General features: G+C 41.8%; 27 protein-coding genes. 22 read left to right on the top strand and 5 right to left on the bottom strand.

The window, feature by feature from the left end; translation table 11 throughout:
* Positions 1 to 49 precede the first annotated feature (49 nt).
* The 13 genes from trmJ (at position 50) to AC3KVK_RS13545 (ending at position 12,355) form a co-directional block, all read left to right on the top strand.
* Complete coding sequence (gene trmJ, locus AC3KVK_RS13605; protein ID WP_490312743.1) at positions 50 to 799, top strand: tRNA (cytosine(32)/uridine(32)-2'-O)-methyltransferase TrmJ; 750 nt, start codon at positions 50 to 52, stop codon at positions 797 to 799.
* A gap of 119 nt (positions 800 to 918) precedes the next feature.
* Positions 919 to 1,749, top strand: coding sequence for a serine O-acetyltransferase (gene cysE, locus AC3KVK_RS13600; RefSeq protein WP_490312744.1), 831 nt, complete (start codon positions 919 to 921; stop codon positions 1,747 to 1,749).
* A 191-nt stretch (positions 1,750 to 1,940) separates the two neighbouring features.
* Positions 1,941 to 2,429: a Fe-S cluster assembly transcriptional regulator IscR gene (gene iscR, locus AC3KVK_RS13595; protein ID WP_193331218.1), complete on the top strand. Its 489-nt coding sequence runs from the start codon at positions 1,941 to 1,943 to the stop codon at positions 2,427 to 2,429.
* Between the two features lie 23 nt (positions 2,430 to 2,452).
* Entirely contained in the window at positions 2,453 to 3,667 is a 1,215-nt protein-coding gene (locus tag AC3KVK_RS13590; protein ID WP_490312745.1) for an IscS subfamily cysteine desulfurase, read from the top strand.
* A 67-nt stretch (positions 3,668 to 3,734) separates the two neighbouring features.
* Positions 3,735 to 4,118, top strand: a complete 384-nt coding sequence (gene iscU, locus AC3KVK_RS13585) for a Fe-S cluster assembly scaffold IscU (protein ID WP_086744604.1) — start codon at positions 3,735 to 3,737, stop codon at positions 4,116 to 4,118.
* Between the two features lie 9 nt (positions 4,119 to 4,127).
* The gene (gene iscA, locus AC3KVK_RS13580) at positions 4,128 to 4,451 is read left to right on the top strand and encodes an iron-sulfur cluster assembly protein IscA (protein ID WP_490312746.1); all 324 of its coding nucleotides are present in this window, start codon (positions 4,128 to 4,130) and stop codon (positions 4,449 to 4,451) included.
* Positions 4,452 to 4,537: 86 nt separating this feature from the next.
* Positions 4,538 to 5,065 carry a co-chaperone HscB gene (gene hscB / locus AC3KVK_RS13575; protein WP_490312747.1) on the top strand — a complete coding sequence of 176 codons (528 nt, stop codon included), beginning with the start codon at positions 4,538 to 4,540 and terminating at the stop codon, positions 5,063 to 5,065.
* A gap of 16 nt (positions 5,066 to 5,081) precedes the next feature.
* Positions 5,082 to 6,944, top strand: a complete 1,863-nt coding sequence (gene hscA, locus AC3KVK_RS13570; RefSeq protein WP_490312748.1) for a Fe-S protein assembly chaperone HscA — start codon at positions 5,082 to 5,084, stop codon at positions 6,942 to 6,944.
* A gap of 1 nt (position 6,945) precedes the next feature.
* Positions 6,946 to 7,284, top strand: a complete 339-nt coding sequence (gene fdx, locus AC3KVK_RS13565) for an ISC system 2Fe-2S type ferredoxin (protein WP_490312749.1) — start codon at positions 6,946 to 6,948, stop codon at positions 7,282 to 7,284.
* Between the two features lie 162 nt (positions 7,285 to 7,446).
* Positions 7,447 to 8,274: a hypothetical protein gene (locus AC3KVK_RS13560; protein ID WP_490312750.1), complete on the top strand. Its 828-nt coding sequence runs from the start codon at positions 7,447 to 7,449 to the stop codon at positions 8,272 to 8,274.
* A gap of 502 nt (positions 8,275 to 8,776) precedes the next feature.
* The gene (locus AC3KVK_RS13555) at positions 8,777 to 10,252 is read left to right on the top strand and encodes an NAD-dependent succinate-semialdehyde dehydrogenase (RefSeq protein ID WP_490312751.1); all 1,476 of its coding nucleotides are present in this window, start codon (positions 8,777 to 8,779) and stop codon (positions 10,250 to 10,252) included.
* 122 nt (positions 10,253 to 10,374) lie between these two features.
* Complete coding sequence (locus AC3KVK_RS13550; RefSeq protein WP_490312752.1) at positions 10,375 to 11,268, top strand: nucleotidyltransferase family protein; 894 nt, start codon at positions 10,375 to 10,377, stop codon at positions 11,266 to 11,268.
* 19 nt (positions 11,269 to 11,287) lie between these two features.
* Positions 11,288 to 12,355 (top strand): phosphotransferase enzyme family protein, encoded by a 1,068-nt coding sequence (locus AC3KVK_RS13545; protein ID WP_490312753.1) that lies wholly within the window; start codon positions 11,288 to 11,290, stop codon positions 12,353 to 12,355.
* A gap of 175 nt (positions 12,356 to 12,530) precedes the next feature.
* On the opposite strand, the gene AC3KVK_RS13540 is transcribed toward AC3KVK_RS13545, so the two are convergent.
* Together AC3KVK_RS13540 and trhP are read right to left on the bottom strand one after the other, a co-directional pair.
* Complete coding sequence (locus AC3KVK_RS13540; protein ID WP_490312754.1) at positions 12,531 to 12,779, bottom strand: YfhL family 4Fe-4S dicluster ferredoxin; 249 nt, start codon at positions 12,777 to 12,779, stop codon at positions 12,531 to 12,533.
* 2 nt (positions 12,780 to 12,781) lie between these two features.
* Complete coding sequence (trhP, locus tag AC3KVK_RS13535; RefSeq protein WP_490312755.1) at positions 12,782 to 14,173, bottom strand: prephenate-dependent tRNA uridine(34) hydroxylase TrhP; 1,392 nt, start codon at positions 14,171 to 14,173, stop codon at positions 12,782 to 12,784.
* Between the two features lie 299 nt (positions 14,174 to 14,472).
* On the opposite strand from trhP, the gene ndk reads away from it, so the two are divergent.
* The 9 genes from ndk to der all read left to right on the top strand — a co-directional run bounded on the left by ndk (position 14,473) and on the right by der (position 24,785).
* Positions 14,473 to 14,904: a nucleoside-diphosphate kinase gene (gene ndk / locus AC3KVK_RS13530; protein WP_086744594.1), complete on the top strand. Its 432-nt coding sequence runs from the start codon at positions 14,473 to 14,475 to the stop codon at positions 14,902 to 14,904.
* A 197-nt stretch (positions 14,905 to 15,101) separates the two neighbouring features.
* The gene (rlmN, locus tag AC3KVK_RS13525) at positions 15,102 to 16,280 is read left to right on the top strand and encodes a dual-specificity RNA methyltransferase RlmN (RefSeq protein ID WP_490312756.1); all 1,179 of its coding nucleotides are present in this window, start codon (positions 15,102 to 15,104) and stop codon (positions 16,278 to 16,280) included.
* 108 nt (positions 16,281 to 16,388) lie between these two features.
* Entirely contained in the window at positions 16,389 to 17,837 is a 1,449-nt protein-coding gene (gene pilW / locus AC3KVK_RS13520) for a type IV pilus biogenesis/stability protein PilW (RefSeq protein ID WP_490312757.1), read from the top strand.
* On the top strand, positions 17,834 to 18,796 hold the full coding sequence (locus AC3KVK_RS13515; protein ID WP_490312758.1) for a RodZ domain-containing protein: 963 nt from the start codon (positions 17,834 to 17,836) through the stop codon (positions 18,794 to 18,796). The genes pilW and AC3KVK_RS13515 overlap by 4 nt, the downstream gene beginning before the upstream one ends.
* Positions 18,797 to 18,801: 5 nt before the next feature.
* The gene (ispG, locus tag AC3KVK_RS13510) at positions 18,802 to 19,920 is read left to right on the top strand and encodes a flavodoxin-dependent (E)-4-hydroxy-3-methylbut-2-enyl-diphosphate synthase (protein WP_490312759.1); all 1,119 of its coding nucleotides are present in this window, start codon (positions 18,802 to 18,804) and stop codon (positions 19,918 to 19,920) included.
* A 159-nt stretch (positions 19,921 to 20,079) separates the two neighbouring features.
* Positions 20,080 to 21,354, top strand: coding sequence for a histidine--tRNA ligase (gene hisS / locus AC3KVK_RS13505; protein ID WP_490312760.1), 1,275 nt, complete (start codon positions 20,080 to 20,082; stop codon positions 21,352 to 21,354).
* Between the two features lie 10 nt (positions 21,355 to 21,364).
* Positions 21,365 to 21,997, top strand: a complete 633-nt coding sequence (locus tag AC3KVK_RS13500) for a YfgM family protein (protein ID WP_490312761.1) — start codon at positions 21,365 to 21,367, stop codon at positions 21,995 to 21,997.
* Positions 21,998 to 22,007: 10 nt separating this feature from the next.
* Positions 22,008 to 23,183, top strand: coding sequence for an outer membrane protein assembly factor BamB (bamB, locus tag AC3KVK_RS13495; protein ID WP_490312762.1), 1,176 nt, complete (start codon positions 22,008 to 22,010; stop codon positions 23,181 to 23,183).
* 132 nt (positions 23,184 to 23,315) lie between these two features.
* Positions 23,316 to 24,785: a ribosome biogenesis GTPase Der gene (gene der / locus AC3KVK_RS13490; protein ID WP_490312763.1), complete on the top strand. Its 1,470-nt coding sequence runs from the start codon at positions 23,316 to 23,318 to the stop codon at positions 24,783 to 24,785.
* A gap of 71 nt (positions 24,786 to 24,856) precedes the next feature.
* Here the strand turns inward: der and AC3KVK_RS13485 are convergent, their stop codons facing one another.
* The 3 genes from AC3KVK_RS13485 to AC3KVK_RS13475 form a co-directional block, all read right to left on the bottom strand.
* Positions 24,857 to 25,279: a secondary thiamine-phosphate synthase enzyme YjbQ gene (locus tag AC3KVK_RS13485; RefSeq protein WP_490312764.1), complete on the bottom strand. Its 423-nt coding sequence runs from the start codon at positions 25,277 to 25,279 to the stop codon at positions 24,857 to 24,859.
* Positions 25,280 to 25,291: 12 nt separating this feature from the next.
* Complete coding sequence (locus AC3KVK_RS13480) at positions 25,292 to 25,759, bottom strand: chemotaxis protein CheX (RefSeq protein ID WP_490312765.1); 468 nt, start codon at positions 25,757 to 25,759, stop codon at positions 25,292 to 25,294.
* Between the two features lie 89 nt (positions 25,760 to 25,848).
* Positions 25,849 to 26,286 (bottom strand): transcriptional repressor, encoded by a 438-nt coding sequence (locus tag AC3KVK_RS13475; RefSeq protein WP_490312785.1) that lies wholly within the window; start codon positions 26,284 to 26,286, stop codon positions 25,849 to 25,851.
* Positions 26,287 to 26,565: the final 279 nt, after the last annotated feature.

Raw genomic sequence — 26,565 nt, 5'->3', positions numbered from 1 at the left:
GCCTTGTGTTAGAATTGAGAGAGAAATTTTAGTTAGGGTATTTAAGTTAATGTTATTGAACGAAGTTAGAATTGTTTTAGTCAATACCTCGCACACTGGTAATATTGGTTCGGCTGCGCGCGCAATGAAAACCATGGGGATCTCTAAATTGTATTTGGTTGATCCGGTTAATCAAATCGATAGCCATGCATCGGCTCTGGCTGCCGGTGCAACAGATGTTCTTGGTAATGCGGTTGTGGTTGACACACTGGCAGAAGCAATTGCCGATTGCTCGTTAGTGATTGGTACAAGCGCCCGTTCACGCACATTATCTTGGCCAATGGTTGAACCCCGTGAGTGTGGTGAAAAGCTGATTAATGAAGCTGTAAACGGACCTGTTGCATTGGTGTTCGGGCGTGAAAATAGTGGATTGACCAATGAAGAATTACAAATGTGTCATTATCATGTATGTATCCCAGCTAATCCAGAATATAGCTCTTTAAATCTAGCAATGGCAGTGCAAACGCTTTGTTATGAAACGCGAATGGCCTTTTTGCAACAGCAAGATAAACCGACTGTTGAAGATGAAACCGTTTATCCTAGCTCTCAACAGCAAGAGCTATTTTACGAGCACTTGCAAAAAACACTCGAAAAAACCGGGTTTATCATCAAGCAACATCCAGGCATGGTGATGACTAAATTACGTAGATTATTCAATCGGGCTCGTCCTGAAGAGATGGAGCTGAATATTTTACGCGGTATGTTGACGTCAGTTGATAAGTTAGACAAACAACTCAATAAACCAGAGTCTGATAAATAGTGAGGCGTAAAGGCGTGCAAACAACCCGTTATCGCTATTGGATGACTCGATGTTTGCAGTAAATCTTTGTCTCATGCATACGCTCTGGTAGCCCAGAATAGCAAGCAAAGGCCAAAAGTATGTTCGATAGAATCAAAGAAGACATTAATAGTGTATTTAGTCGCGATCCTGCCGCGCGAAACTTTTGGGAAGTATTTTTTAATTCTCCAGGGTTACATGCATTGTGGTGCTACCGTCTTAATAATAAATTATGGCGATCGGGCTGGTTTTTTTTGGCACGGACATGCTCAACGATTGCACGTTGGTTAACAGGCATTGAAATTCACCCCGGTGCGACTATTGGCCGGCGGTGTTTTATTGATCATGGCATGGGCGTTGTGATTGGTGAAACAGCTGAGATTGGTGATGATGTCACTTTGTATCATGGAGTAACGCTTGGCGGCACAAGTTGGCAGGCAGGAAAGCGACATCCGACACTGCGTGATAACGTCGTTGTGGGAGCTGGAGCGCAGATTTTAGGGCCGATTGAAATCGGTCAAGGCGCTAAGGTCGGTTCAAACTCGGTCGTGGTAAAAAATGTGCCGAGCCAAGCCACTGTTGTGGGGATCCCAGGGCGAATAGTAAAAGAAATTAAGGCCATCAGCGAAGCGGATGCACAAGCAAGCCAGCAACGGGCAGCCATTGCAGAAAAGTATGGCTTTGATGCGTACGCAGTGTCGGCTGATAACCCAGATCCCGTCGCAAACTCCATTGGACGAATGTTAGATCATATCCATTTACTTGATGCGAAAATTAATGAAATGAGTGCAGCTCTCAACACCTTAGGTGCCGATGTGTGTGAGCAACAATTACCAGAGCTTAATTTAGATGATGAAGATTTTTGCAATGCTGAGCGCATGGCAAAACAGCAGCGTCAGCGAGACCTCAATCAATTTGATCCAAAGATATAACCTTTACGATTTTCATATAGCGAAATAGCTGCAGGATAATACTTGACTAAATTAGTCAGGTATATAAAATCACTGTTATGGAATACTTGACTGTTTTAGTCGGGTAATAGTGGCTAGAACAGATAATACTTGACTCTTTTAGTCAGGTTATTAAAATTCGCGCTCTTAATATACTTATCAGTGAGGTCAACATGAAGTTAACATCCAAAGGACGATACGCAGTTACTGCTCTCCTTGATGTCGCACTACATACCAATGTTGGCCCTGTGTGTTTAGCTGAAATTTCAGAACGCCAAGAAATCTCTCTCTCATATCTTGAACAATTATTTGCTCGTTTACGTAAGCAAGGTTTAGTACGTTCTATTCGAGGTCCTGGCGGTGGTTATTTACTCGGTAAAGAAGCTAGCGAAATTTCAGTGGGTGATGTAATAAGTGCCGTAGATGAATCGGTTGATGCCACGCGTTGCCATGGTGAAGGCGGGTGTCAAAAAGGTGTACGCTGCCTGACACATTCACTGTGGACTGATTTAAGTATTCGAATCGAAGATTTTTTAAATAATATTACTTTAGCTGAGCTCGTTGCCAAAGGTGACGTGCAAGAAGTGGCTATTCGCCAGGACAAATCAGTCCAAGAGGCGCTCAAACAGTTAGAGAATATTCAAGTAAGCTGTCAACTCTAAGCAGGACTGGAGCACAAAGAAATATGAAGTTACCAATTTATTTAGATTATGCTGCCACAACACCGGTCGATCCTCGTGTTGCAGAAAAAATGATGCAATGCCTGACAATGGACGGTAACTTTGGTAACCCAGCCTCGCGTTCGCATCGTTTCGGTTGGCAAGCAGAAGAAGCTATTGACCAAGCGCGCCATGATATTGCGGCGCTGATCAATGCCGATCCCCGTGAAATTGTGTTCACTTCAGGTGCAACAGAATCAAATAACTTAGCCATTAAAGGTGCGGCGAATTTTTATAGTAAAAAAGGCAAGCACATCATCACTGCTAAAACAGAGCATAAAGCGGTTTTAGATACCTGCCGTGAATTAGAGCGTCAAGGTTTTGAAGTGACGTACATGGATGTAGAAGACAATGGCTTGCTTGATTTAGATAAGTTAGCTGCAACGATGCGTGATGATACTGTGCTTGTCAGCATTATGCATGTTAACAATGAGTTAGGTGTCGTACAAGATATCGCCAAAATTGGCGAAATGTGCCGTGAACGCAAGATTATGTTCCATGTTGATGGTGCGCAAAGCGCAGGTAAAATCGATGTTGACTTACAAACATTGAAAGTCGACTTTATGTCGTTCTCTGCTCATAAAATCTATGGCCCTAAGGGGATTGGTGCTTTGTATGTACGCCGTAAACCACGAGCACGTTTAGAAGCGCAAATGCACGGTGGTGGTCATGAGCGTGGTATGCGTTCAGGCACTTTAGCGACTCATCAAATAGTTGGTATGGGTGAAGCATTCCGTATCGCAAAAGAAGATTTTTCAGCTGACCACGCTCGTATCGAAACGCTGCGTCAGCGTTTGATTGATGGTGTGATGGATATTGAAGAAGTGTATTTCAATGGTACCCAAGACCAGTCAGTCCCAGGTATTGTAAACATCAGCTTCAACTACATTGAAGGTGAATCACTGTTAATGGCACTCAAAGATATTGCTGTTTCTTCTGGTTCTGCCTGTACATCAGCAAGTTTAGAGCCGTCTTATGTATTACGTGCATTAGGCCGTAATGACGAACTTGCACACAGTTCAATTCGTTTCAGTATTGGTCGCTTTACCACTGAAGAAGAAATTGACTACACAGTAAACCTAATTAAAGGGTCAATCAGTCGTCTTCGTGAAATGTCACCGCTTTGGGAGATGTTTAAAGACGGGATTGATTTAGACTCGGTTGAGTGGGCTGCCCATTAAACCTAACACGGTGTGATTAAGCAATGGTCACACTTTGCACGAATAGCAGGTATTGAGGTAATTAAAAATGGCTTACAGCGATAAAGTATTAGATCATGTTGCAAATCCACGTAACGTGGGTGCATTTGATAAAAACGATCCGTCAGTAGCAACAGGCATGGTGGGAGCACCTGCGTGTGGTGACGTAATGAAACTGCAAATTAAAGTCTCTGAAGATGGCATCATTGAAGATGCAAAATTCAAAACTTATGGCTGTGGAAGTGCAATTGCTTCTTCATCTTTAGTAACTGAATGGGTTAAAGGTAAAACGCTTGACCAAGCGTCTGAAATCAAAAATACCGATATCAGCGCTGAATTAGAGCTACCACCAGTAAAAATTCACTGTTCGATTTTGGCTGAAGATGCCATTCAAGCAGCAATTTCAGATTACAAAAGTAAGCACGGTAAATAAGAGATTTTTATGGCAATCACACTAACAGATTCAGCGGTTAACCGCGTTCGCACTTTTTTAGAAAACCGTGGCAAAGGGATTGGTTTACGAGTTGGGATCAAGACGACAGGCTGTTCAGGTCTGGCTTATGTACTTGAGTTCGTAGATGAATTAGCCGAAGGCGACGAAGTATTTGAAAAAGATGGTGTGACTGTGATTGTTGATGCTAAAAGCCTTGTTTATATCGATGGCACTGAGCTCGACTTTGTCAAAGAAGGCCTCAATGAAGGGTTTAAGTTTAATAACCCAAATCAAAGCGGTGAGTGTGGTTGTGGTGAAAGTTTCACTGTTTAAATTGACCTAATCAACAGCCAATGTCATTAAGCCCTCACCCTAAGGTTAGGGCTTTGTCCTTTTTGAAATAGGAAGTAATAAAGTTAATGCGTTATTTTGAACTCTTTTCATTACCTGTTAATTATCAAATTGATTTAACCGTGTTAAATGCTCATTACCTCGAACTTCAAAAAGTGATCCACCCAGATAAGTTCGCCAATCATAGTGAAAAAGAGCAGCGATTAGCGGTGCAAAAAGCGGCCGAAGTTAACGACGCACTGCAGACCTTAAAGCATCCGCTCAAACGCGCAGAGTACATGCTGGCTGAACGCGGTGTGGATATTCGAGCAGAGCAGCAAACACTCCAAGATCCGTTGTTTTTAATGCAGCAAATGGAATTACGCGAGGCGCTTGAAGATTTACCCACAGCCACCGATCCTGATGCTGCCATTACTGCATTCGAAAATGACATTAAAATTTTAAAGGTCGAATTGAATCAGCAGTTACTTGCATTAATCAACAGCACTGAATTAAATGATCTCGAGCAGGCTGCAGATGTGGTACGTAAATTAAAGTTTATATATAAATTGAAAGACGAATTAGCACGCATTGAAGATTCATTATTTGAAGACTAAAGAGTAAAAATACATTATGGCATTATTGCAGATAGCTGAGCCGGGGCAGAGCGCGGCACCTCACGAACATAAATTAGCAATAGGTATTGACTTAGGTACTACTAACTCTTTAGTGGCAACAGTTCAAAGCGGTCAGGCAAAAGTTTTATCTGATCTGACAGGCTCAAGTATGTTGCCTTCAGTGGTGGCGTACAGTGAACAAGGGATTTTAGTGGGCGCGACAGCGCAGCAACACTCGGTTACCGATCCTGAAAATACCTTGTATTCAATTAAACGCTTTTTAGGAAAATCACTGGCAGATGTTCAAGCTCGCTACCCAGAGTTGCCTTATCAGTTATCTGAGCAGCAAGGGAGTTTAGCGATTCATACACGCCAAGGTGACGTCAATCCCATTCAAGTATCAAGTGAAATTTTAAAAGTATTGAAGCAACGCGCCACCGATTCATTTGCTGGTGATGATATTTTAGGGGCGGTGATTACTGTTCCTGCATATTTTGATGATGCACAACGCCAAGGCACTAAAGATGCGGCTGAATTAGCCGGTCTGAACGTTTTACGTTTATTAAATGAACCAACAGCAGCGGCCGTAGCCTATGGATTAGATTCAGGTCAAGAAGGATTGATTGCCGTTTATGATTTAGGCGGCGGTACGTTTGATATCTCTATTTTGCGCCTCCATAAAGGGATTTTTGAAGTCCTTGCAACAGGTGGAGATTCAAGCCTAGGGGGAGATGATTTTGATGCCCTGTTGGTTGAGCATTTTAAGCAACAAACCGGTGTAACAGAGCTTGATGCAAAAACATCACGTTTATTTAGTAACAAAGCGCGCGCCTGTAAAGAAGCGCTTACCAACTACAATTCCATTAATGTTGGGCTTGAGTTTAATGGTCAATCGCATGTAGTCGTGGTGGATAAGCCATTATTCAATGAGCTTGCGATGCCTTTAGTTAAACAAACTTTACGTGCTTGTCGCCGCGCTTTGAAAGATGCTGATGTAGAAAAAGAAGAGATCCTTCAGGTTGTGATGGTCGGTGGTTCGACCCGTATGCCGATTGTGCGAGAGCAAATCGGCGCATTTTTTGATAAAGAGCCACTCACATCAATAGACCCTGATCGCGTTGTCGCTATTGGTGCCGCGATTCAAGCGGATGTGTTAGTTGGCAATAAGCCTGACTCTGACATGTTGTTACTAGATGTCTTACCTTTATCTCTGGGGCTTGAGACAATGGGAGGATTAGTTGAAAAAATTATTCCGCGTAACACCACTATCCCTGTGGCACGAGCACAAGAGTTCACAACATTTAAAGATGGCCAAACTGCGATGTCATTGCATGTATTGCAAGGAGAGCGAGAGTTGGTGACTGACTGCCGCTCGCTTGCTAAATTCAGCCTAAAAGGCATTCCACCCATGACAGCGGGTGCGGCGCATATTCGTGTGACGTTTAAGGTTGATGCGGATGGTATTTTAAGTGTTTCAGCCATGGAAAAATCATCGGGTGTGCAAGCTGATATCCAAGTGAAACCCTCGTTTGGTTTATCGGATGATCAAGTCACCAAAATGCTAAAAGATTCGATGAGTTTCGCTAAAGAAGACATGCAAGCGCGTATGTTAAAAGAGCAACAGGTCGAAGCGCTTCGAGTGATTGAATCGTTAAATGCCTCACTGGAAGAAGACAGTGGCTTACTCAATGAAACTGATTTAGCAGCACTTCGAAGTGAAATAGCAGAGTTGGTCACATGTTACGAAACAGCCACAACACCAGATGCGCTTAAAAATGCGATAGAAAAAGTAGATAAAGCTAGTTCAGATTTTGCATCATTACGTATGGATGCATCCATTAAAAAAGCACTGCAAGGGCAGTCGGTAGACGAGGTTTAATATGCCACAAATTATTTTCCTTCCTCATGGTGAGTTATGCCCAGATGGTGCAGTGATCCAAGCTGAGAGTGGACAAACAGTGCTTGATGTTGCACTTAAAAATAAAATTTCAATTCCTCATGCGTGTGAAAAGTCATGTGCGTGCACCACTTGCCATATTGTTGTGCGTGAAGGGTTTGATTCACTTGAAGAAAGTGATGAGCTTGAAGATGATATGCTTGATAAAGCATGGGGCTTAGAGCCTGAATCGCGTTTAGGCTGCCAAGCCGTTATTGCAGACGAAGATTTAGTGGTCGAAATTCCTAAATACAATTTAAATATTGTTAACGAAGATCATTAAATTTATCGATTTAAATGATGCTAATAAAAAACCGCTGCAAAGCGGTTTTTTATTAGTATTAACAATTATTTACAATGAATCTTTTTTTAGTTTCTATAATCGGTGTAAAAGGGGTACTATTTTTGTGGGGGATATTTCAATTAATATCCAATTAAAATGAAAATGAAAATGAAAAAATTATTCTTACCTTTGGCCTTACTTTTATCTCCTTTTGTTAATGCTCAAACTCAGCATGAGTTATTAAACCAAGATATCACTTTAGTGTGCTTTGAAGACTGCGAACAACCAGAGTTAACGATTCGAAAATATCTAGCGCAGCGTACACTTTTTGCGCATCAATACCAAAAGATCACAGTGTTGTTCAATGGGGATTCTGTACTTGAAACCACTATTTATGACTATTTAGCAGCCCAAGAAGTCGCACCAAAACCGCTCAATACTGAGTTGAATAATGTGATGGATGGGTCGCTTACTTGTGAAGCGGATAGAGATTTTACTTGTGAGGAATGGCAAGAAAAAAGAGAATTAGCGGAGTTATCAAAATACCTAAATAATATGGAAATTTCGTATCAAGTATCTCAATCCGCTATCGACTTAAAAAATACAAGTATAGATTTCACAGTAACTCTGCTTTTAGCAATACCTTCAGTTAAGTTTGCTGGATTATTTACAAAATTTACCAATGAATACATAGCAGGCTTGCTTACAGCTGGGGGCCTTTTTCCTGTTGGTAAACAAATATCTGACTTAATAAAAAGTGGTGGTTTAAAGGCTGGTGATACTGTTACCCTTAAGGCTGGTGAACTTATCTCTGTCTCCCGTTCAGGTTCATCATCTTCTAGTTCAGGTAACTCAAGTGAAGGAGGGACTAGTGGAAATGCAAATTCTGGTGCTGGAGCAGGGAGCGGTGGATCTGGAAAAATATGTAAAACCGTTTATACGGGCTCTGCAGGCAACTTAGTTGCTCAGCAAGTATGTTGGGCAAATTAGAATCATGCTTGAGAAATGGATATTAATTTCATTAGGCGTCAATTTAGGTTTGCTGATAATTGACTTTTTGTTAGTGAAATTATACCGAATTTTTGAGATTGAAGTGATACCAATCACTAGAGTTTCTTGGGGGGTTACATTCTTCATTCTTTTTTGGTTCTGTTTATCTGCTCCACCTGAGATCGATGTGATCATATTTGCTATAACCTTAATGACTTGGTTTATACTAAGGCTTTTATTCAGTAAACAATTAAAGTCCAATCTGAATGAAAAGTAACTATTTCTGAACAAATAATTAAAAGCTGGGTTCGTTTTAGTCCCAGCTTTTTTTATAAAGTGATGCTATACCGCCAGAAATAATCGTTCGAGTGATGGGCTACTGAATGCAGTATTCAATACTAATTTAACGTTAAGAATATAAATTAATAGGGTGTTTTTAGTTTACACCTTGCTATTTGTGATTATTATACAGTCAGCTTCAATCCAAATACTCGCTCAGAAAATGAACTTACATATACCTTACAACCTCTGTCAGTCTTTAATATATACCGATTCGATTATTGTCAATCAAGCATATAGTAGCGATAAAGCATTTTCCGTGACCGATCCCGCCACTGATAAAGTGGTAGCGAATGTTAGCAGTGTCGATCAGCAAGGTATTTTATTAGCCCTTGAATCAGCGCAGACGGCGTTTGAAGAACTAAAAGTAATGCATAGCCAAGCGCGCAGTGATCTACTTATGCGCTGGTATCAACTAGTGATGTCCCACAGTGATGCGTTGGCAGAGTTAATGACTTTAGAGCAAGGAAAACCTTTGGTAGAAGCGAAAGGTGAAGTCACATATGGGGCTGAGTTTATCCGTTGGTTTGCAGAAGAAGCAAAGCGCAGTTATGGGCAAGTGATCCCTAGCAATAATCAGCATCAGCGGCTCAGCACCATTAAACAGCCTGTCGGGGTGGTGTTAGGGATTACGCCTTGGAATTTTCCGGTTGCAATGATTACTCGAAAAGTGGCGCCTGCGATTGCGGCCGGTTGCAGTTTTATTTTAAAACCATCTGAACTGACTCCTTTGTCGGCACTGGCATTAGCGCACTTAGCAATAGAGGCGGGTTTCCCTGCTGGGGCATTTAATGTGTTATTGACTCAACAAGCCCCTGAGGTTGTCAGCCAATTACTGGCTGATCCTCGGGTTAAGAAAGTCACATTTACCGGTTCTACTCTGGTTGGTAAAGTGTTATTGGAACAGGCTGCAGCCTCAGTGAAGCGCTCATCAATGGAGTTAGGCGGCAATGCACCATTTATAGTGTTTGAAACTGCGAACTTAGCAAACGCTATCACAGGATTATTGGCGAGTAAGTTGCGTAATGCAGGGCAAACCTGTGTCGCGACAAATCGCGTATTAGTAGCTAAGTCAATTTATGCTGAATTTCTAAAACAACTTTTGCCAGAAGTGGCTAAATTGCGGGTTGGATCAGGCTTTGAGCCGAGCAACCACATTGGGCCGTTGATTTCCACAGCAGCTAAACAGCGACTTATCAGCACAGTAGAACAAGCCCTTAATGAAGGCGGATGCTTTGTGTTTGGTCAAGCTGAGTTTGAACAGGCTAAACAGCAAGCGAATCACTTTTTTCCGGTTGTGGTGCTTGGTAATATCAGCCCAAATATGGCGATTTATCATCAGGAATTATTTGGACCCGTAGTGCTTTTGAGTACCTTTGAAAGTGAGGCTCAAGCGCTGGCCATGGCCAATGAAACCGATTATGGTTTAGCGGCTTACTTCTATACTGAGAATATCAATCAGATGCAACGTGTTTCTGAGGGGCTTGATTTTGGCATGGTCGGTATTAACGAAGGGTTAATATCAAATCCAATCGCTCCGTTTGGCGGGATCAAACACTCAGGGATTGGCCGTGAAGGTGGCCAAATGGGGTTAGATGAATACCTACAAGTTAAATATCTGTGTTTAAATATTACTTAAATTTATTTTAAATCAAAATGTTGTCTTTTTAGACTAACTAAAAATAGTATATTGTTGTAAAGATGCGTACAATAATTGCCCTTATTTCCTCAGCTTAGACGTTTGGGTCGTCAAAGGTCATCATGCAACAACACTCAGAACTTACCTTAGTTATACTTGCTGCTGGTTTGGGGACGCGCTTTGGTGGCGCAAAACAGCTCGCCGAAATTGAGGGGTTAAATCGCACCATTATGGAGCTAAGCATCGTTGATGCGGCACCGTATATTCATAAGGTGGTGTTAGTTGTTAATCAGCAGATAAAGCCCTTAATTGAGAGCCAAATTATCCCGCGGTTACCTGAGCATTTACTGGTCGAAATAGCCATTCAAGCGATTACAGATGTGCCGAAGCAATTCGTGGAGTTGAGCTTTAACCGCCAGAAGCCATGGGGTACAGGCCATGCGTTATTGGCAGCACGGCCATTCGTCACTGGAAAGATGATCATCATTACCGCCGATGATTATTATGGTCCAAATGCGTTTAAACAACTTGCTCTACATGCGCAAGGCTCTGAAGATTGGGCGATGCTCGCGTATCCGATAATGCATACTTTGTCGAATCAGGGCGGCGTCAATCGTGGAGTATGTCAACTTGATGAAGCGGGTTACTTAAATCAAGTGGATGAATACCTCGACATTACATTGCAAAAAACAAAACTGAGTGGGATTAGCCCGCAAGGAGTCAGAACTGAGCTTAATGTATCGGCACTGGTTTCAATGACATGCTGGGCTGTGAATGACGAGATTTTCGCGATATTGGATGAAAATTTTAATACCTTCTTACTAGTTGCTGACAACGCTGTCAAAAGCGAGTATTATCTGCCCGATCAAATTCAATATGCGCTCTCGCACCGCCGTAAAAAGGTGAATGTGCTGACTGCGCAAGATAAGTGGCTCGGGGTGACTTATCGGGATGAATTAGCGGCTGTCAGTGCTCAGCTAGAATATCTATTCAGGGATTCAGTTGTTAACAACTGAAAAAAAAGAGAACAACACGATGTATCAAAAACAAGCAACAATCCTTTCAAAACATTTTGGTCTCAGTCAAGATGATGTCAGTATTAAACCGATTGGCAATGGCCACATTAACACGACTCTTTTGTTAAAGTCTCCTGAAAAAAATATCGTGGTACAAAAGCTCAATACACATGTTTTTCCAGACCCCATCGCACTGGTCAATAACGCTCGTCAGATCGAAATTCACTTAAGTGATAAAAAAGATCAACAGGCATATCAGTTAGAGATTATTAAGCACGTACCAACAACTAAAGAAGACTACGTAGTTGAAATTGAAGGTGAGAGCTGGCGGGCGCTGGAATTTATCGGCCGCAGTTATTCAGAAGATGTAGTGGCCAACCAAGAGCAAGCTGAAATAGCAGCTAATGCATTTGGTCAATTTGCTGCTGCATTAGAAGACTTTGATGCTAGTAATTTACATTCAGTCATTCCTGATTTTCATAACTTAACAATGCGTTTAGATGCACTGAAACGTGTCGTCAATGCTGATCCGGTTGGCCGGTTAGTGTCTTGTCAGCAAGAAGTGGATTTTTGCTTAGCGCAGTCACAATTGTTAAGTGAGCTTGCTGAATTGGTCGATATTTTACCTGTTCGAGCCTGTCATAACGATACGAAAATAAACAACATGTTGTTTTGTAATCAAACACAACAAGCAAAAGCTGTGATTGATTTAGATACATGTATGCCGGGTTATTGGATGTTTGATTTTGGTGATATGGTACGGACTTTCTGTTCACCAGAGGCTGAAGATTCAACGAATCTTGATCGAGTCAAAGTGCGTGAAGAAATTTTCCAAGCAATTGTCGATGGCTATGTTGCGCCTCTAGATGGCATTATCACTGAGCAAGAAAAGCAAAGTTTTTGGCTTGGCGCTAAAGTCATGACATTTATGATAGGCGTGCGCTTTTTGACTGATTTTATCGATGGTGATAATTACTTTAGCACTAAGTATGACAGCCATAACCTCGATCGTGCCCGCAACCAATTTACGTTGTACCGAGATTTAGTAGAAAAAACCGAGACTTTACAGGCTATTTTATTTAAATAGATGATCATTTAACCTAAGTCTGATAAAAGTCAGCCATCTTGTTAAGAAGGCTGACTTTTTTGTTTTTAGGCTTCTTAAAAAGCTGCTTGGTCGGATTGCTTTTTATCGCAATACGTTGTTTGATCGCGCCACTGGATGATGGGCGAGCAGGAATGCTATATTCTTTGGAGCGTTTTTAGTCTGTTGTTAACGCAACAAATTTTTGCGCTAGCTCATCGAGGGATTCTCGGTGAGCTGGATCGGGTTTAATGCAATCAATCGGACAGACGCTAACACACGTCGGCGTATCGTAATGGCCGACACATTCTGTGCATTTTGAAGGGTTAATCTGATAAATTTTTTTGCCCATATAAATGGCTTCATTAGGGCATTCAGGCACACACATATCACAGTTGATGCATTTAGTATTGATTAAAAGCGCCATCGTTAGACACTGATTGCGTGTGTGTTAAATGGGTTACGTGTATCTTGATTTTCGTCCAGATTACGCATTAGCAAAGCATGACTTAAATCAATGTCTTCAGGAAGAGGGATCTGCACGATATGGCCCGATCCTTTGGCATCGTTTATACGCTCGCCTTTTTTGTTTTCCATATGCTCAAGAGTAAAGTTTATATTCCCTTGCGGTGTCATTAACTCAAGTGAGTGGCCAGTGCAGAACTTATTTTTAACATCAATTTCGACTAAGCCGTGTTGGTTTCGGCCAAGTATTTCACCCACAAATTGCTGCTGATCTGAAACAGAATGGCCGTACTCATAGTTTTGATACGCTTGGTGATTGTGGCGTTTTAAAAATCCTTCAGTGTAACCGCGATGGGCTAAATTCTCTAAACTGCCTAGTAAATTCATATCAAACGGACGACCTGCGACCGCGTCATCTATGGCTTTACGATACACCTGTGCAGTGCGGGCAACGTAATAAAATGATTTGGTGCGGCCTTCGATTTTCAAACTATGCACACCCATTTTGGTGAGTTGCTCAACATATTGCACGGCACGGAGATCTTTTGAATTCATGATATAGGTACCATGTTCATCTTCAAACGCTGGCATGTATTCACCTGGGCGACCTTGCTCTTCAAGCATAAAAATTTCTTTGCTAGGTTCGCCAGTACCCAAGGTTGGAATAATTTGTTTGGGATCAAACTGATGCACCATTTCGCCCGTTTCGGTTTCTTTACCTGGCTTTACATCGTACTCCCAGCGGCAGGCATTGGTACAAGTGCCTTGATTAGGATCGCGTTTATTGATGTAACCAGAGAGCAAACAACGCCCTGAATACGCCATGCATAATGCGCCATGAACAAAGACTTCAAGCTCTGTTTCAGGGCAAAGGGTGCGGATTTCGCCGATTTCTTCTAAAGACAATTCGCGAGACAAAATTACGCGCTCAATGCCTTGTTTGGCCCAAAATTTCACTGTGGCAAAGTTAACCGCGTTCGCTTGGACAGATAAGTGAATAGGCATGTCAGGCCATTTTTCACGCACCAGCATGATCAAACCGGGATCAGACATAATCAATGCATCGGGTTTCATCGCTATAACGGGCTCAATATCGCGCAAATAGGTATTTACTTTGGCGTTATGAGAGGCAATGTTAGAGACCACATAGAGCTTTTTATTCTGTTGGTGCGCTTCTTTAATTCCCAATGCCAAATTATCTAAATCAAATTCATTATTGCGTACCCGCAAACTATAACGGGGCTGTCCGGCATAAACGGCATCTGAACCATAAGCGAACGCGTAGCGCATGTTTTTTAGGCTGCCCGCAGGTGAGAGTAATTCTGGGGTAAACCCTGGGGTTAAAATTGATGACATGGTCATTCCTCATACATCGAACTGAGTCTTGGTCAGTTGCATGATTAAAAGTGCGCCACAAGGCATGGGTGGTTAAAAGGGGGCGAATGTAGCAAAACCGGCGTTGAGATTTGTTGATTGAGATCAATCTTCGGTGCCTTTGGCGGGATCCACAAAAATGTCATTGGCGGTGTTTAGACTGTTGCGGCAGATCATTTGGATCTTTATTGCGCGATTTTAATAGGCTTTTGTAAAGAAAAAGCGTATAATCCGCCGCCGTTGAATTTAAACTATTTACACAATTAATTTGGAGCATAAAGATGGCTTTAGAGCGTACTTTCTCAATCATCAAACCTGACGCAGTTGCTAAAAACCACATCGGTGCAATCTATAACCGTTTTGAGTCTGCAGGTCTTAAAATCGTTGCATCTAAAATGGTTCACCTTTCTCAAGAGAAAGCTGAAGGTTTCTACGCTGAGCACAGCGAGCGTCCTTTCTTTGGTGCTTTAGTTTCTTTCATGACTTCTGGTCCAGTTATGGTTCAAGTTTTAGAAGGCGAAAACGCTGTTCTTAAAAACCGTGAAATCATGGGTGCAACTAACCCAGCTGAAGCGTTAGCGGGTACTTTACGTGCAGATTACGCAGATAGCATCGATGAAAATGCTGTTCACGGTTCAGATGCGGTTGAGTCTGCAGCACGTGAAATCGCATACTTCTTCTCTGACGAAGAAATCTGCCCACGTACTCGTTAATATTTGATTGGAATTTATTCCATTTAATCAAATTGTTGCGATATAAAGCAGTATGAAAAGGGCCTCGCGCCCTTTTCTTGTCAGTATGCTTAAGTAATTGTATCTAATCCGTACACTTAGTTAAGCACATTGCAGTGTTATCAAGATGCTTGTGTGAGCTAGCATTACGTATTATCAAAGTGGTCGAGGTCTCTTTAATGAGCGAAGCTGAAAAAGTGGTTCCTGTTGCAACGCAAAGTGCGACAGTTAAAAAAATTAATTTACTTGATTTAAATCGCGAAGGGATCCGCGAGCTATTTGTCTCGTTTGGCGAAAAGCCATTTCGTGGTGATCAAGTAATGAAATGGATTTACCATTTTGGCGTCGATAACTTTGATGATATGAGCAACATCAATAAGAAGCTCAAAGCCCGCTTACATCGCGAATGTGAAATTCGCGCACCTGAAATATCAGCCAAGCAAGTGGCCTCCGATGGCACCATTAAATACGCCTTGATTCTCGATGGTGGTCAAGAAGTCGAAACTGTATGGATCCCAGAAAAAGAGCGCGCGACATTATGTGTGTCATCACAAGTGGGTTGCGCACTAGAATGTACGTTCTGCTCAACAGCTCAACAAGGCTTTAACCGTAATCTCAAAGTTTCTGAAATCATCGGTCAAGTGTGGCGTGTCGCCAAAGATATTGGCCTTTATGGCGATAGCACGCGTCGACCTGTTACCAATGTGGTGATGATGGGGATGGGTGAGCCTTTGCTTAACATTAATAACGTGGTGCCGGCCATGGAGTTAATGATGGATGATTGGGCATTTGGTTTATCAAAACGTCGTGTCACGCTCAGTACCTCAGGCGTCGTGCCTGCATTGGATATTTTAAAAGAAAAAATTGATGTAGCGCTTGCGATTTCACTGCATGCTCCTGATAACGCGCTACGTGATGTACTTGTGCCGATTAATAAAAAATACCCAATAGAAGAGTTTTTAGCGGCGTGTCGTCGTTATATTGATGGTTCTAAAGCCAATAAAGATGTCACCATTGAATATGTGATGCTTGATGGCATCAATGATAGTATGGAGCAAGCGCATCAGCTGGTCGAAACCCTTAAAGGGACGCCTTCAAAAGTAAATTTGATCCCATTTAATCCTTTCCCAGGAAACGAATATGGTCGCTCTAGTAATAGCCGTATTGATCGTTTTTCGAAAATTTTACAGGCGGCAGGCATTACCTGTATCGTTCGCAGAACGCGAGGTGATGACATCGATGCTGCTTGTGGTCAACTGGTGGGTGATGTGGTTGATAGAACAAAGCGTTTAGCAAAACGTAAAATCCAACAAGATAATGCGATTTCGGTTAACCTAGTTTCTGATCCTAAACACTAATATCGAACTTTTTAAGCTAATGATACTCCAAGCTATTTGCAAATAAATAGATGAATACAGAAGCGATTAGGTTAAACTTAAGCTTCGGCTAAATAAAAGAGATAGGTAATGCGACATTTATTAATAGTTGCTGGCATGCTAGCAATGACAGGATGTGTAACTGAAAGTGTTTACTTAGGCAGTGATAAACCCGTTGTGGAAAAACGGATTAATAATGAGGATGCGGCCAGAACACGGATCTCTTTAGCGCTCAAATATTTATCAACGGGTGATAGCTCACAGGCCAAGTATAACCTTGAGCGTGCAGCTGTTTTTGCGCCTAAATTACCAGAGGTTCATTACTCCACAGCATATTATTATTCGGCTGTAGGTGAAATTGAACTAGCGAAAAAAAGTTACTTACGTGCAATTGACCTTGCACCAAATGACCCTAATACGCTGAATAATTACGGGGTCTTTTTATGTGGGAATGGTCAATATGATGAAGCACAAGAGTATTTATTAGCTGCTATCGCAATTCCAAGTTATATCCGAGTGGCTGAAAGTTATGAAAATTTAGCGTTGTGTGCGATCGAAAACGATGAATTTTCGGATGCGCAAGAGTATTTAGAATCATCGGTTAAACACAGCCCACTGCGTAGCTCATCTTTAATCAATTTATCTGCGCTGTATTATGCAAAAAGTGACTTAATTAAGGCGCAAGATTTATTAGCTCGATATGAAGATGCCGGCCGTGTATCTTCACGCTCGTTATTATTGTCTTATTTAATTGACAATAAAATGGGGCATATTCAAAAGGCAGAAACCACCGCTAGGACATTGCAGCAAACTTATTTCTCGTCACGTGAAGCCTTGATCGTGCGTGAAAATAAAGTCGAAGACAGTGAGTTTGAGCAATTACGCCAGCAATATCGTAAGAGCGAACTACGTAAGATTCAAAAAACAGTGGTCCGTCAGGTTGAGCAGCCAAAAATTAAGATTATTAAGCGTAAATCTCCAATTCCAGATGAAACGCAGGTTGAGTCATCTGATCAGCCTACACCTGTTAATGCCCCTTTAATCAAAGTGGATGCGATAGCGAAAGAGCCGTTGCAGCCCTTTATTGAAGCGCAACTGCAGGAAGTTGAGCACTCTCAAGAGCTCGATGATAAAGAATTAGTGGTAACCCCTGTAGCTCTTCCAGCTATTAGCAACCCGGTGATTGAGCAAACGATTGCCGATAGAAAAGCACTCGGACTTATTGAGTTACCATTCCACGAAGTTAAAAAAGGCGAGACGCTATTCAGTATTTCAGTGCGATATAATGTTAAATTACAAAAACTGCTCGAATGGAATGGCTTAACACAAGGTGATCAAGTCAACGCAGGAACGAGAGTGTACCTTAATGATCCAAATGTCTATCACCGTGTTGTAGAAGGAGATACTTTATTTGGCATTTCAGTTAAGTACAATATTTTGATGAAAAAGCTATTGGAGTGGAATGAATTAAGCTTTGAAGAGCACCTTACTCCGGGGCGAAAAATTTTATTAGTGGATCCTAAAACTTACTCATTATGAAAGAAAAAGAAGTAGCTGAACACAAAGACATTGAACCTAACTTACCATTGGTTGGGCAATTTTTAATTGAAGGGCGAGAAGCTGCGGGCATCTCGGTAAGTGATTTTGCTAAACGGTTGAATTTAACATCAGCTCAGCTTGTTGCACTCGAAAATAACGAACTGCATAGTTTGGGGCCTGCGATATTCATAAAGGGATACATTAAATCTTATTGTAAATTTTTAGATTTAGATGAGAGCTACCTTCTGACCCTATATGAAGCGCAAATTGGTGTACCTGCCGCAACCAAAATGCAAAGTTTTTCCCGTCGAACAGAAAAAGAAGCGCACGATAACCGCTTAATGTTTGTCAGTTACGCTGTGTTAGTGTTAGTCATTGGATTAACGGTTTTATGGTGGTGGCAAAATAGAGAACCAGCTCAACCAGTTGAACTGCCAGCGACGGCTGAGCAGATTGAAAGCGTTGTTGAAACATCTGAAAGTGACGATGAAATCTTAGATGAGTCGTTAGTTGAAGAAGAACAAGATACGGTAGAGCAAAAGCTACTTGTCGATCCTTCGGCGAAAGTACCGGATGATATTATTAATGCCCGTGATGAAGCATTTAGTTCTTCAAAGCCTGTAACGCTAGAAGCCAAACCGGCTGAAATCATTGCTGTACAATCAGTCACTACAGCTCCTCAAACAAGCGATTCCGTTGAACAAGATGATGACTTAAGCCAAATCGTGATGCATTTTCGAGGGGATAGCTGGGTCGAAATTTTTGATGCCTCAGCTGCGAGAGTCGCTTTTGGAGTGAAGAAAGCAGGTTACACCATGACGGTGACTGGCGAAGCCCCTTTTTCGGTGGTGTTAGGCAAACATCACCTAGTCGATATTGAATTAAATGGTCAAGCGGTTGATATTTCGGATTTTCCAACAAACCGACTTGCTAAGTTTAATCTCCCTTTAACCGAGTAGTTGCTATGTTTTCAGAGTCTCCGATTATTAGACGAAAATCGCGCCGCATTTATGTCGGTGATGTACCAATTGGTGATGGTGCGCCTATAGCCGTTCAGTCCATGACTAATACTGACACGTTGAATGTGGATGCTACGGTTAAACAAATCCAAGCAATACAAGCTGCTGGAGCTGATATTGTACGTGTGTCCGTACCGACAATGGATGCCGCAGAAGCATTTCGTAAAATTAAGCAGCAAGTGGATATTCCACTCGTGGCAGATATTCATTTTGATTACCGTATTGCCTTAAAAGTGGCTGAATATGGCGTTGATTGTTTGCGAATTAATCCAGGTAATATTGGCAGTGAAGATCGGATTAAAGCGGTAGTTGATGCGGCGGGTGAACGCAATATCCCTATCCGTATCGGTGTCAATGGCGGCTCTTTAGAGCGAGATTTGCAAGAAAAATATGGTGAGCCCACACCAGAAGCCTTACTTGAATCAGCGATGCGACATGTGAATATTTTGCAGCGTTTAAAATTTGATAATTTTAAAGTGTCCGTGAAGGCATCGGATGTTTTTTTAGCTGTGGGTGCATACCGTTTACTTGCGAAAGAAATCGATCAACCGTTACATTTAGGGATTACTGAAGCGGGTGGGTTCAGATCAGGCTCTGTCAAATCGGCTGTTGGACTTGGGATGTTATTAGCTGAAGGGATTGGCGATACACTACGCGTTTCGTTAGCGGCTGATCCGGTACAAGAAATCAAAGTGGGTTTTGACATTTTAAAGTCACTGCGGATCCGTTCTCGTGGCATTAACTTTATTGCTTGCCCTAGCTGCTCCCGTCAAGAGTTTGATGTGGTCGCGACAATGAATAAATTAGAAGAGCGCTTAGAAGATGTTATAACCCCAATTACAGTGTCTGTGATTGGCTGCGTAGTAAATGGCCCAGGTGAAGCATTGATTAGTGATGTCGGATTAGCGGGAGCCAATCGTCGTTCTGGTTTGTATATAAATGGTGAGCGACAAAAAGAACGCATTGATAATGACAATGCAGCAGAGCAACTAGAGCAGAAAGTACGAGCGTATTTAGCTAAAAAAGAGCAGCAAAGCCCAATTGATATCAAAATCGTCGAGTAAAACGCAAATAAAACGACAAAGGCGAGCTTTGTCGTTTACGTTTTAGTCTAGATCGTTATAATTCTCTACTTTGAGCGAAGGCAAGTTGTCGCAGTAAGCGCAAAAATTAACCTTGTCTTGGCGTGTAATCGAGTTAACAAGTAATTCATAGGACAATCTGTGGCCAAACAAATTCAAGCAATCCGAGGGATGAACGACTGCCTGCCAGGTGATACCCAAGTATGGCAGAAGGTAGAAGCAACGTTACGTGAAACAGTCGCCTCTTTTGGTTATCAAGAGATCCGCTTTCCGATTGTTGAATCAACAGATTTATTTAAACGTTCGATCGGTGAAGTGACCGATATCGTTGAAAAAGAAATGTACACCTTCGAAGATCGAAATGGTGACAGTTTAACATTACGTCCCGAAGGGACCGCGGTTTGCGTACGAGCTGGCAATGAAAATGGTTTACTGTATAACCAAGAGCAACGTCTTTGGTATATGGGCCCGATGTTTCGTCATGAACGCCCTCAAAAAGGCCGTTATCGTCAATTTCATCAGTTTGGCTTAGAAGCTTTTGGTATTGCCACGGCTGATATTGATGCCGAAGTGATTTTACTGACTGCTCGACTATGGAAAGCATTTGGCCTTTCTAACTATGTTCGTTTAGAACTCAATTCATTGGGCTCTAATGAGGCGCGAGAACAATATCGTCAAACCTTGATTGCGTATTTAGAAGCGCATCAAGAGCACTTAGATGAAGATTCTAAGCGTCGCATGTATTCAAATCCACTGCGCGTACTCGATAGTAAAAATCCTCAAGTTCAAGCCATTTTAGTTGATGCTCCTAAGTTATCTGAAAATTTAGACACAGAGTCTGCTGAACACTTTGCAAATTTATGTGAACGTTTAGATGCGGCTGGCGTCGAATATCAGGTTAATGAAAAGCTAGTGCGTGGATTAGATTATTATAACCGTACTGTTTTTGAATGGGTGACTGACAGCTTAGGTGCGCAAGGTACAGTTTGCGCCGGTGGTCGTTATGATGGGTTAGTCGAGCAATTAGGTGGCAAAGCAACACCAGCTGTTGGCTTTGCAATGGGAATGGAACGTTTAGTTTTGTTACTTCAAGAGCTCAATTGTGTCGGTGAGGTGCGTCGTAACGCTGATGTATATTTAGCAGCTATGGGTGACAAAGCAAGCATTCAAGCGCCTGTGATAGCTGAACAATTAAGAGAACAAATACCGGGCATTCGCATTATGGTGCATGCAGGTGGTGGTAATTTCAAAAAACAATTAAAACGTGCTGATAAAAGTGATGCAGTTGTTGCCCTAATCTTAGGTGATGATGAGTTAGCTCAGGGTGTTGTAACGGTCAAATATTTACGAGAACACAAAGACCAACAAACTTTAGAGTTAAGCCAAGCCATTACTTTATTAGCCGACCTGATATAAGAGGTGAAAAATGGAAATTTATTCAACAGAAGAACAACAAGCAGAAGCGATCAAGAGTTTTTTTCGTGATAACGGTACTGCGTTAGTTTTAGGTGTCGTGCTAGGTTTAGGTGGCCTTTATGGCTGGAAAGCATATAACCAAAATCAAGTGACCACAGCTGAAGCTGCATCAGATGCATTTACTCAGTTAGTGCAAGCGGATGCTGAACAAAAGACCAATGTATTAGCGGGTGCAGATGAGTTTATTAAAAACCATCAAGATTCTAGCTATGCAGTATTAGCGGCGTTTGTTGCAGCTAAAGAAGCGGTAGAAAACGCTGATTTTTCAACTGCAAAAGAAAAACTATCGTGGATCACCACCAATAGTAAAAACGCGGAATTAACCGCTATTGCAACTACCCGCATTGCCCGAATTGAGCTTGAGTTAAAAGAGTACGATGCGGCATTAAAAACATTATCAACAGTGCTGCCAGAAGCCTTTAATGCAGCCGTTGCTGAATTAAAAGGGGATGTGTATTTAGCCCAAGGTGATAAAGACCAAGCTCGTGCCGCTTATCAAAGTGCGGCAGATGCAGGTGGATTGACTAATAACGCCACATTACAAATGAAATTGGATGATTTAGCTGCTGCACCAGCAGCCTAAGGTACGTGCCATGAAAAAAATTACCATGGCGACTCTTGCATTGTGCATGGCGTCATTAATGGGTTGCTCATCGAGTGATGATGAAGAAGAGTTGGTTTTACCTGAAATCGTCAATCAATTTGAAACCAATGTTGTATGGCAAACCACAGTCGGAGATGGTGTAGAGCATTATTTCTCTCGCTTGTCTCCTGCAAGCTACCAAGATACTGTGTATGTTGCTGCTCGTTATGGGCAAATTCGTGCATTATCGCTTGCTGATGGTCAAGTTAAATGGCAGCAAGATGCACGAAAAAATATTGCATTTTGGCCGTGGGAAGATGATGACAGTGCCAAGTTGTCAGGTGGAATTTTACAAGCTTACGGTAAAGTCTTTATTGGCTCTGAACATGGTGAAGTAATCGCGCTTGATCGTGAAACGGGCGATATCGCTTGGCGAGTAAAAGTGCCGGGTGAAGCGTTATCTCGCCCTGCAGCCGGAGATGGTTTAATTTTTGTAAATTTAGGCTCAGGTAAATTGGTGGCACTCCACCCTGACACCGGTGAGTTACGTTGGAGTTATGAGCAAGAGGTTCCAGCTTTAACACTTCGTGGAATGAGTTCGCCAGTCGCTGCTAATGGTGGTGTCTTGGTCGGTGAAGAAAGTGGTAAATTGTCTGTTTTGATTTCTGAAAGCGGTTTTGCTGCTTGGAAAGCGGATGTAGCAATAGCCAAAGGTGCATCTGAATTCGAACGTTTAGTCGATGTGGATACACAGCCAGTTGTTGTGGGCAGCCAAGTTTTCTCACTCGCCTATAATGGTAATTTAGCAGCAATTGATATTCGCTCAGGCAATGTGGTTTGGAAGCGCGAATACAGCGGCTACAGAGAGCTTGCCGTTGATTTACAAAATATATATTTAGTTGATAGCAATGGTTCTGTGTATGCTCTTGATAAATCATCAGGGATTGAACGTTGGAGTCAGCCAGCACTGAATGGTTGGTATTTAACCGGCCCAGCAGTATTTGGTAATTATTTGGTGCTCGGTGATCAAGAAGGTAATTTGCACTGGCTTAATAAGCAAACTGGTGAGCTAGTGTCTCGAGCTGAATTTGATAGCTCAGGCTTTTTTATCGAGCCATTAGTCGCGCAAGATAAGTTAATTATCTATACCCGTGACGGTGAAGTTAGCGCCATTTCAGCGCCATAAAGTTAAGTTGTTATTATGTTGATACCAATCACATTTAATAGCAAATAGCAGTTATTGCTAACTTAGTTAAAGTGATTGGTATGTTAGGCTTCGCGTCGCGAAGCCTTTTGTTGTTTTTATAAGGGGTTGTTTATGCTTCCGGTGATCGCTCTAGTGGGGCGACCAAATGTTGGTAAATCCACATTATTTAATCGTTTAACTCGTACTCGTGATGCGCTTGTAGCGGATTTTCCAGGTCTAACTCGTGATCGTAAATATGGCCAAGCAAAGTATGATGAATACGAGTTTATCGTCGTGGATACTGGCGGAATTGACGGTTCAGAAGAGGGAATAGAAACAGAAATGGCTGATCAATCGCTGTTAGCGATAGAAGAGGCCGACGTTGTTTTATTTCTTGTTGATGCCCGCGCTGGGATGACCGTTGCAGATCAAGCAATCGCGAACCACCTTCGTAAGCAAGAGAAAAGCATTTTTTTGGTTGCCAATAAAATTGACGGTTTAGATGCAGACTCAAGCTGTGCCGAATTTTATCAATTAGCTTTAGGTGAAGTTCATCAAATTGCAGCTTCTCATGGCCGAGGCGTGACTCAGTTACTTGAAACAGCCTTACAGCCTGTGATTGAAGAGTTTGCGCGAATTCATGGCGTTGAAGAAGAAGAGCCCGAGCTTGAGCACTTCGATGAGTTTTATGAAGAAGGGCAAGAACCCGATATTCATCATGAATTTGCAGACAAGCCGATAAAACTGGCGATCATAGGTCGTCCAAATGTTGGTAAGTCGACCTTGACCAATCGCATTTTGGGTGAAGAACGTGTAATTGTGTACGATATGCCAGGAACGACACGAGATTCAATTTATATTCCGATGACTCGCAATGAAAAAGAGTACGTTTTAATTGATACCGCGGGTGTTCGTAAGCGTAAAAAAGTCAGTGATGTTGTTGAGAAATTTTCGGTTATTAAGACATTAAAAGCGATTGAAGATGCAAACGTCGTGTTAATCGTCGTAGATGCTCGAGACGGGATCAGTGATCAAGATCTGAGTTTATTGGGCTTTGCACTTAATGCTGGGCGCTCTATTGTTCTTGCGGTGAATAAATGGGATGGGCTCGATGAGTACGTCAAAACACGCATCAAAACAGAACTCGATCGTCGTTTAGGGTTTATTGACTTTGCGCGCATCCACTTTATTTCGGCTCTTCATGGTACCGGAGTGGGTCATTTATTTGATTCGGTCAACGAAGCATATGAATCAGCGACTAAACGTATTTCGACAGCAATGCTACGACGCATTATGGATATGGCGCAGGCTGATCACCAGCCGCCACTAGTTCGCGGTCGTCGTGTTAAACTGAAGTATGCCCATGCAGGCGGTTATAATCCACCAATCATCGTTATCCATGGTAACCAAGTACATGACTTACCAGATTCCTATAAACGTTACTTAATGAATTACTATCGTAAAGCGTTAAAAATTATGGGGACGCCGATTAAGATTGAGTTTAGAGAAGGGGATAACCCGTTTGCTGGTCGCATTAATAAAATGACACTGTCTCAGCAAAGGCAACGAAAGCGCATCTCTAAAATGCACAGTAAAAAATAACTATCAATTAAAAAGCCAGTAAATTATTTTACTGGCTTTTTCTATTTTTACACGATTATTTTATTGCTGAGTCACTGGCCATTTAGAGTAATAACAATACGGCGTTGACCGGCACAATCACGATGTTCTCCCAACACTATCCCTTGCCACATCCCTAGCTGTAATTGCCCGTCCTTTATTGGAATTGATACACTAGCGCCTAATAAGCTTGCTTTAATATGTGCTGGCATATCATCATCACCTTCGTAATCATGGCGATAATAACTTGCTCTTTCAGGTACGAAATGATTGAAATGACTTTCGAGATCTATTCTCACAGTAGGATCGGCATTTTCATTAATTGTTAAACTGGCTGATGTATGCTGGATAAAAAAGTGAGCTAAGCCTATTTTATATTTGTTTAACTCGGGGAGTTGATTGAGTAATTCGTCAGTAACTAAATGAAAGCCCCTAGCCCGGGGCTTAAGAATGACTGTTTTTTCAAACCATGACATCGTAATACTAAATTATATTTTATCGAAGCATACTTCTATATTGGCATTGCCTGCATCTGAAGTGAATGGGATCAATACTTTAGGACCATCACATTTATGCGTGATCGTATGATTGCTTCCGGATACAACAATTGGTGTCGCCATATCAAACTCGTAGCCTTTTTCGCCGAGTAAGTTTTTTGCACCGCCAGTCACCATATTGGTGATTTCGCCAACCATGTCTGTAACTTCTTCATTGATGCTATCAGGTCGCTCTCCAAGCATGCGTTCCATTATTGTTAACGCTAGCCCTTCATCAAAAGTTATTGAGAATGAACCTTTTGTTTGTGCGCCAACCATACCAATTAATCCTGAGACATCACCTTGAGCAACTTCACCTTGCTTTCTTTGCGGTTTACCTGGTTTTAATTCTGTTTGTGCCATGGTGCTTAAAACATTCATTAATGAAGCTAAAAAGGGGTTGATGAATTCTACGTTCATATGAAATCCAATTAATTTTTAAATTTATCCAAAGGCAACAGTTATATTTTTAACTCAAAATAAGCGTAATGCAAATCTAAATAGCTGATTTATAATGCTGAACAGTTTTTACATGTTCCACGAGCTTCTATGGTTTGAGCATTAACTTTGAAACCGAACTCAACTGCTTGGCTGTTTAATTCATGCGAAATGACTGTTGAATGAAGTTCTTCAACATGCCCGCATTGCTCGCAAATAAGTAATTGTACCGGGTGAATGTGATCAAAGTGATGGCAAAGCATAAACGCATTGGTACTTTCGATCTTGTGAATGAAACCCATATCGGCTAAAAAATCCAGCGCTCTATAAATAGTAGCAGGTTTTGCATTTGCTTCAGTAGTTTTTAACTGCTCTAACAAATCATAAGCGCCAACTCCTCCTTGTGTTTCTGCTAACAGGCGAAACACTTTTTCGCGGATAGGCGTGAAGCGGGTACTTTTATTCTCACAGACTTGTTTTGCTTTATTAACTAAGCTTTCTATTGCCATCATTAAACATCCTTAAACTCAGATTTTTATATTAACATAGAATTTTTATTAGTCTTGTATTGCACTATTAAAAACTAACCTCAATCACGAATAAAAGTTGCGCTAGAGCTTATTTTTCGAACTAAATGGACTTGCTGAAGCGAGTTTACATAGGGTAGGATGGGAGTTATCAAGCTCAATGGATTGATCTAATGTATTTTTTTGCACAAAAATTTACTTTGTCTGCATTTATTATCTACACATCTGTGTTTTGTGCTGCTCCAGTGATTTCCCAATTAA

Source organism: Pseudoalteromonas sp. J2K-J979 (genome assembly GCF_058169715.2).
This window is presented reverse-complemented; position numbering and strand designations above follow the sequence as displayed.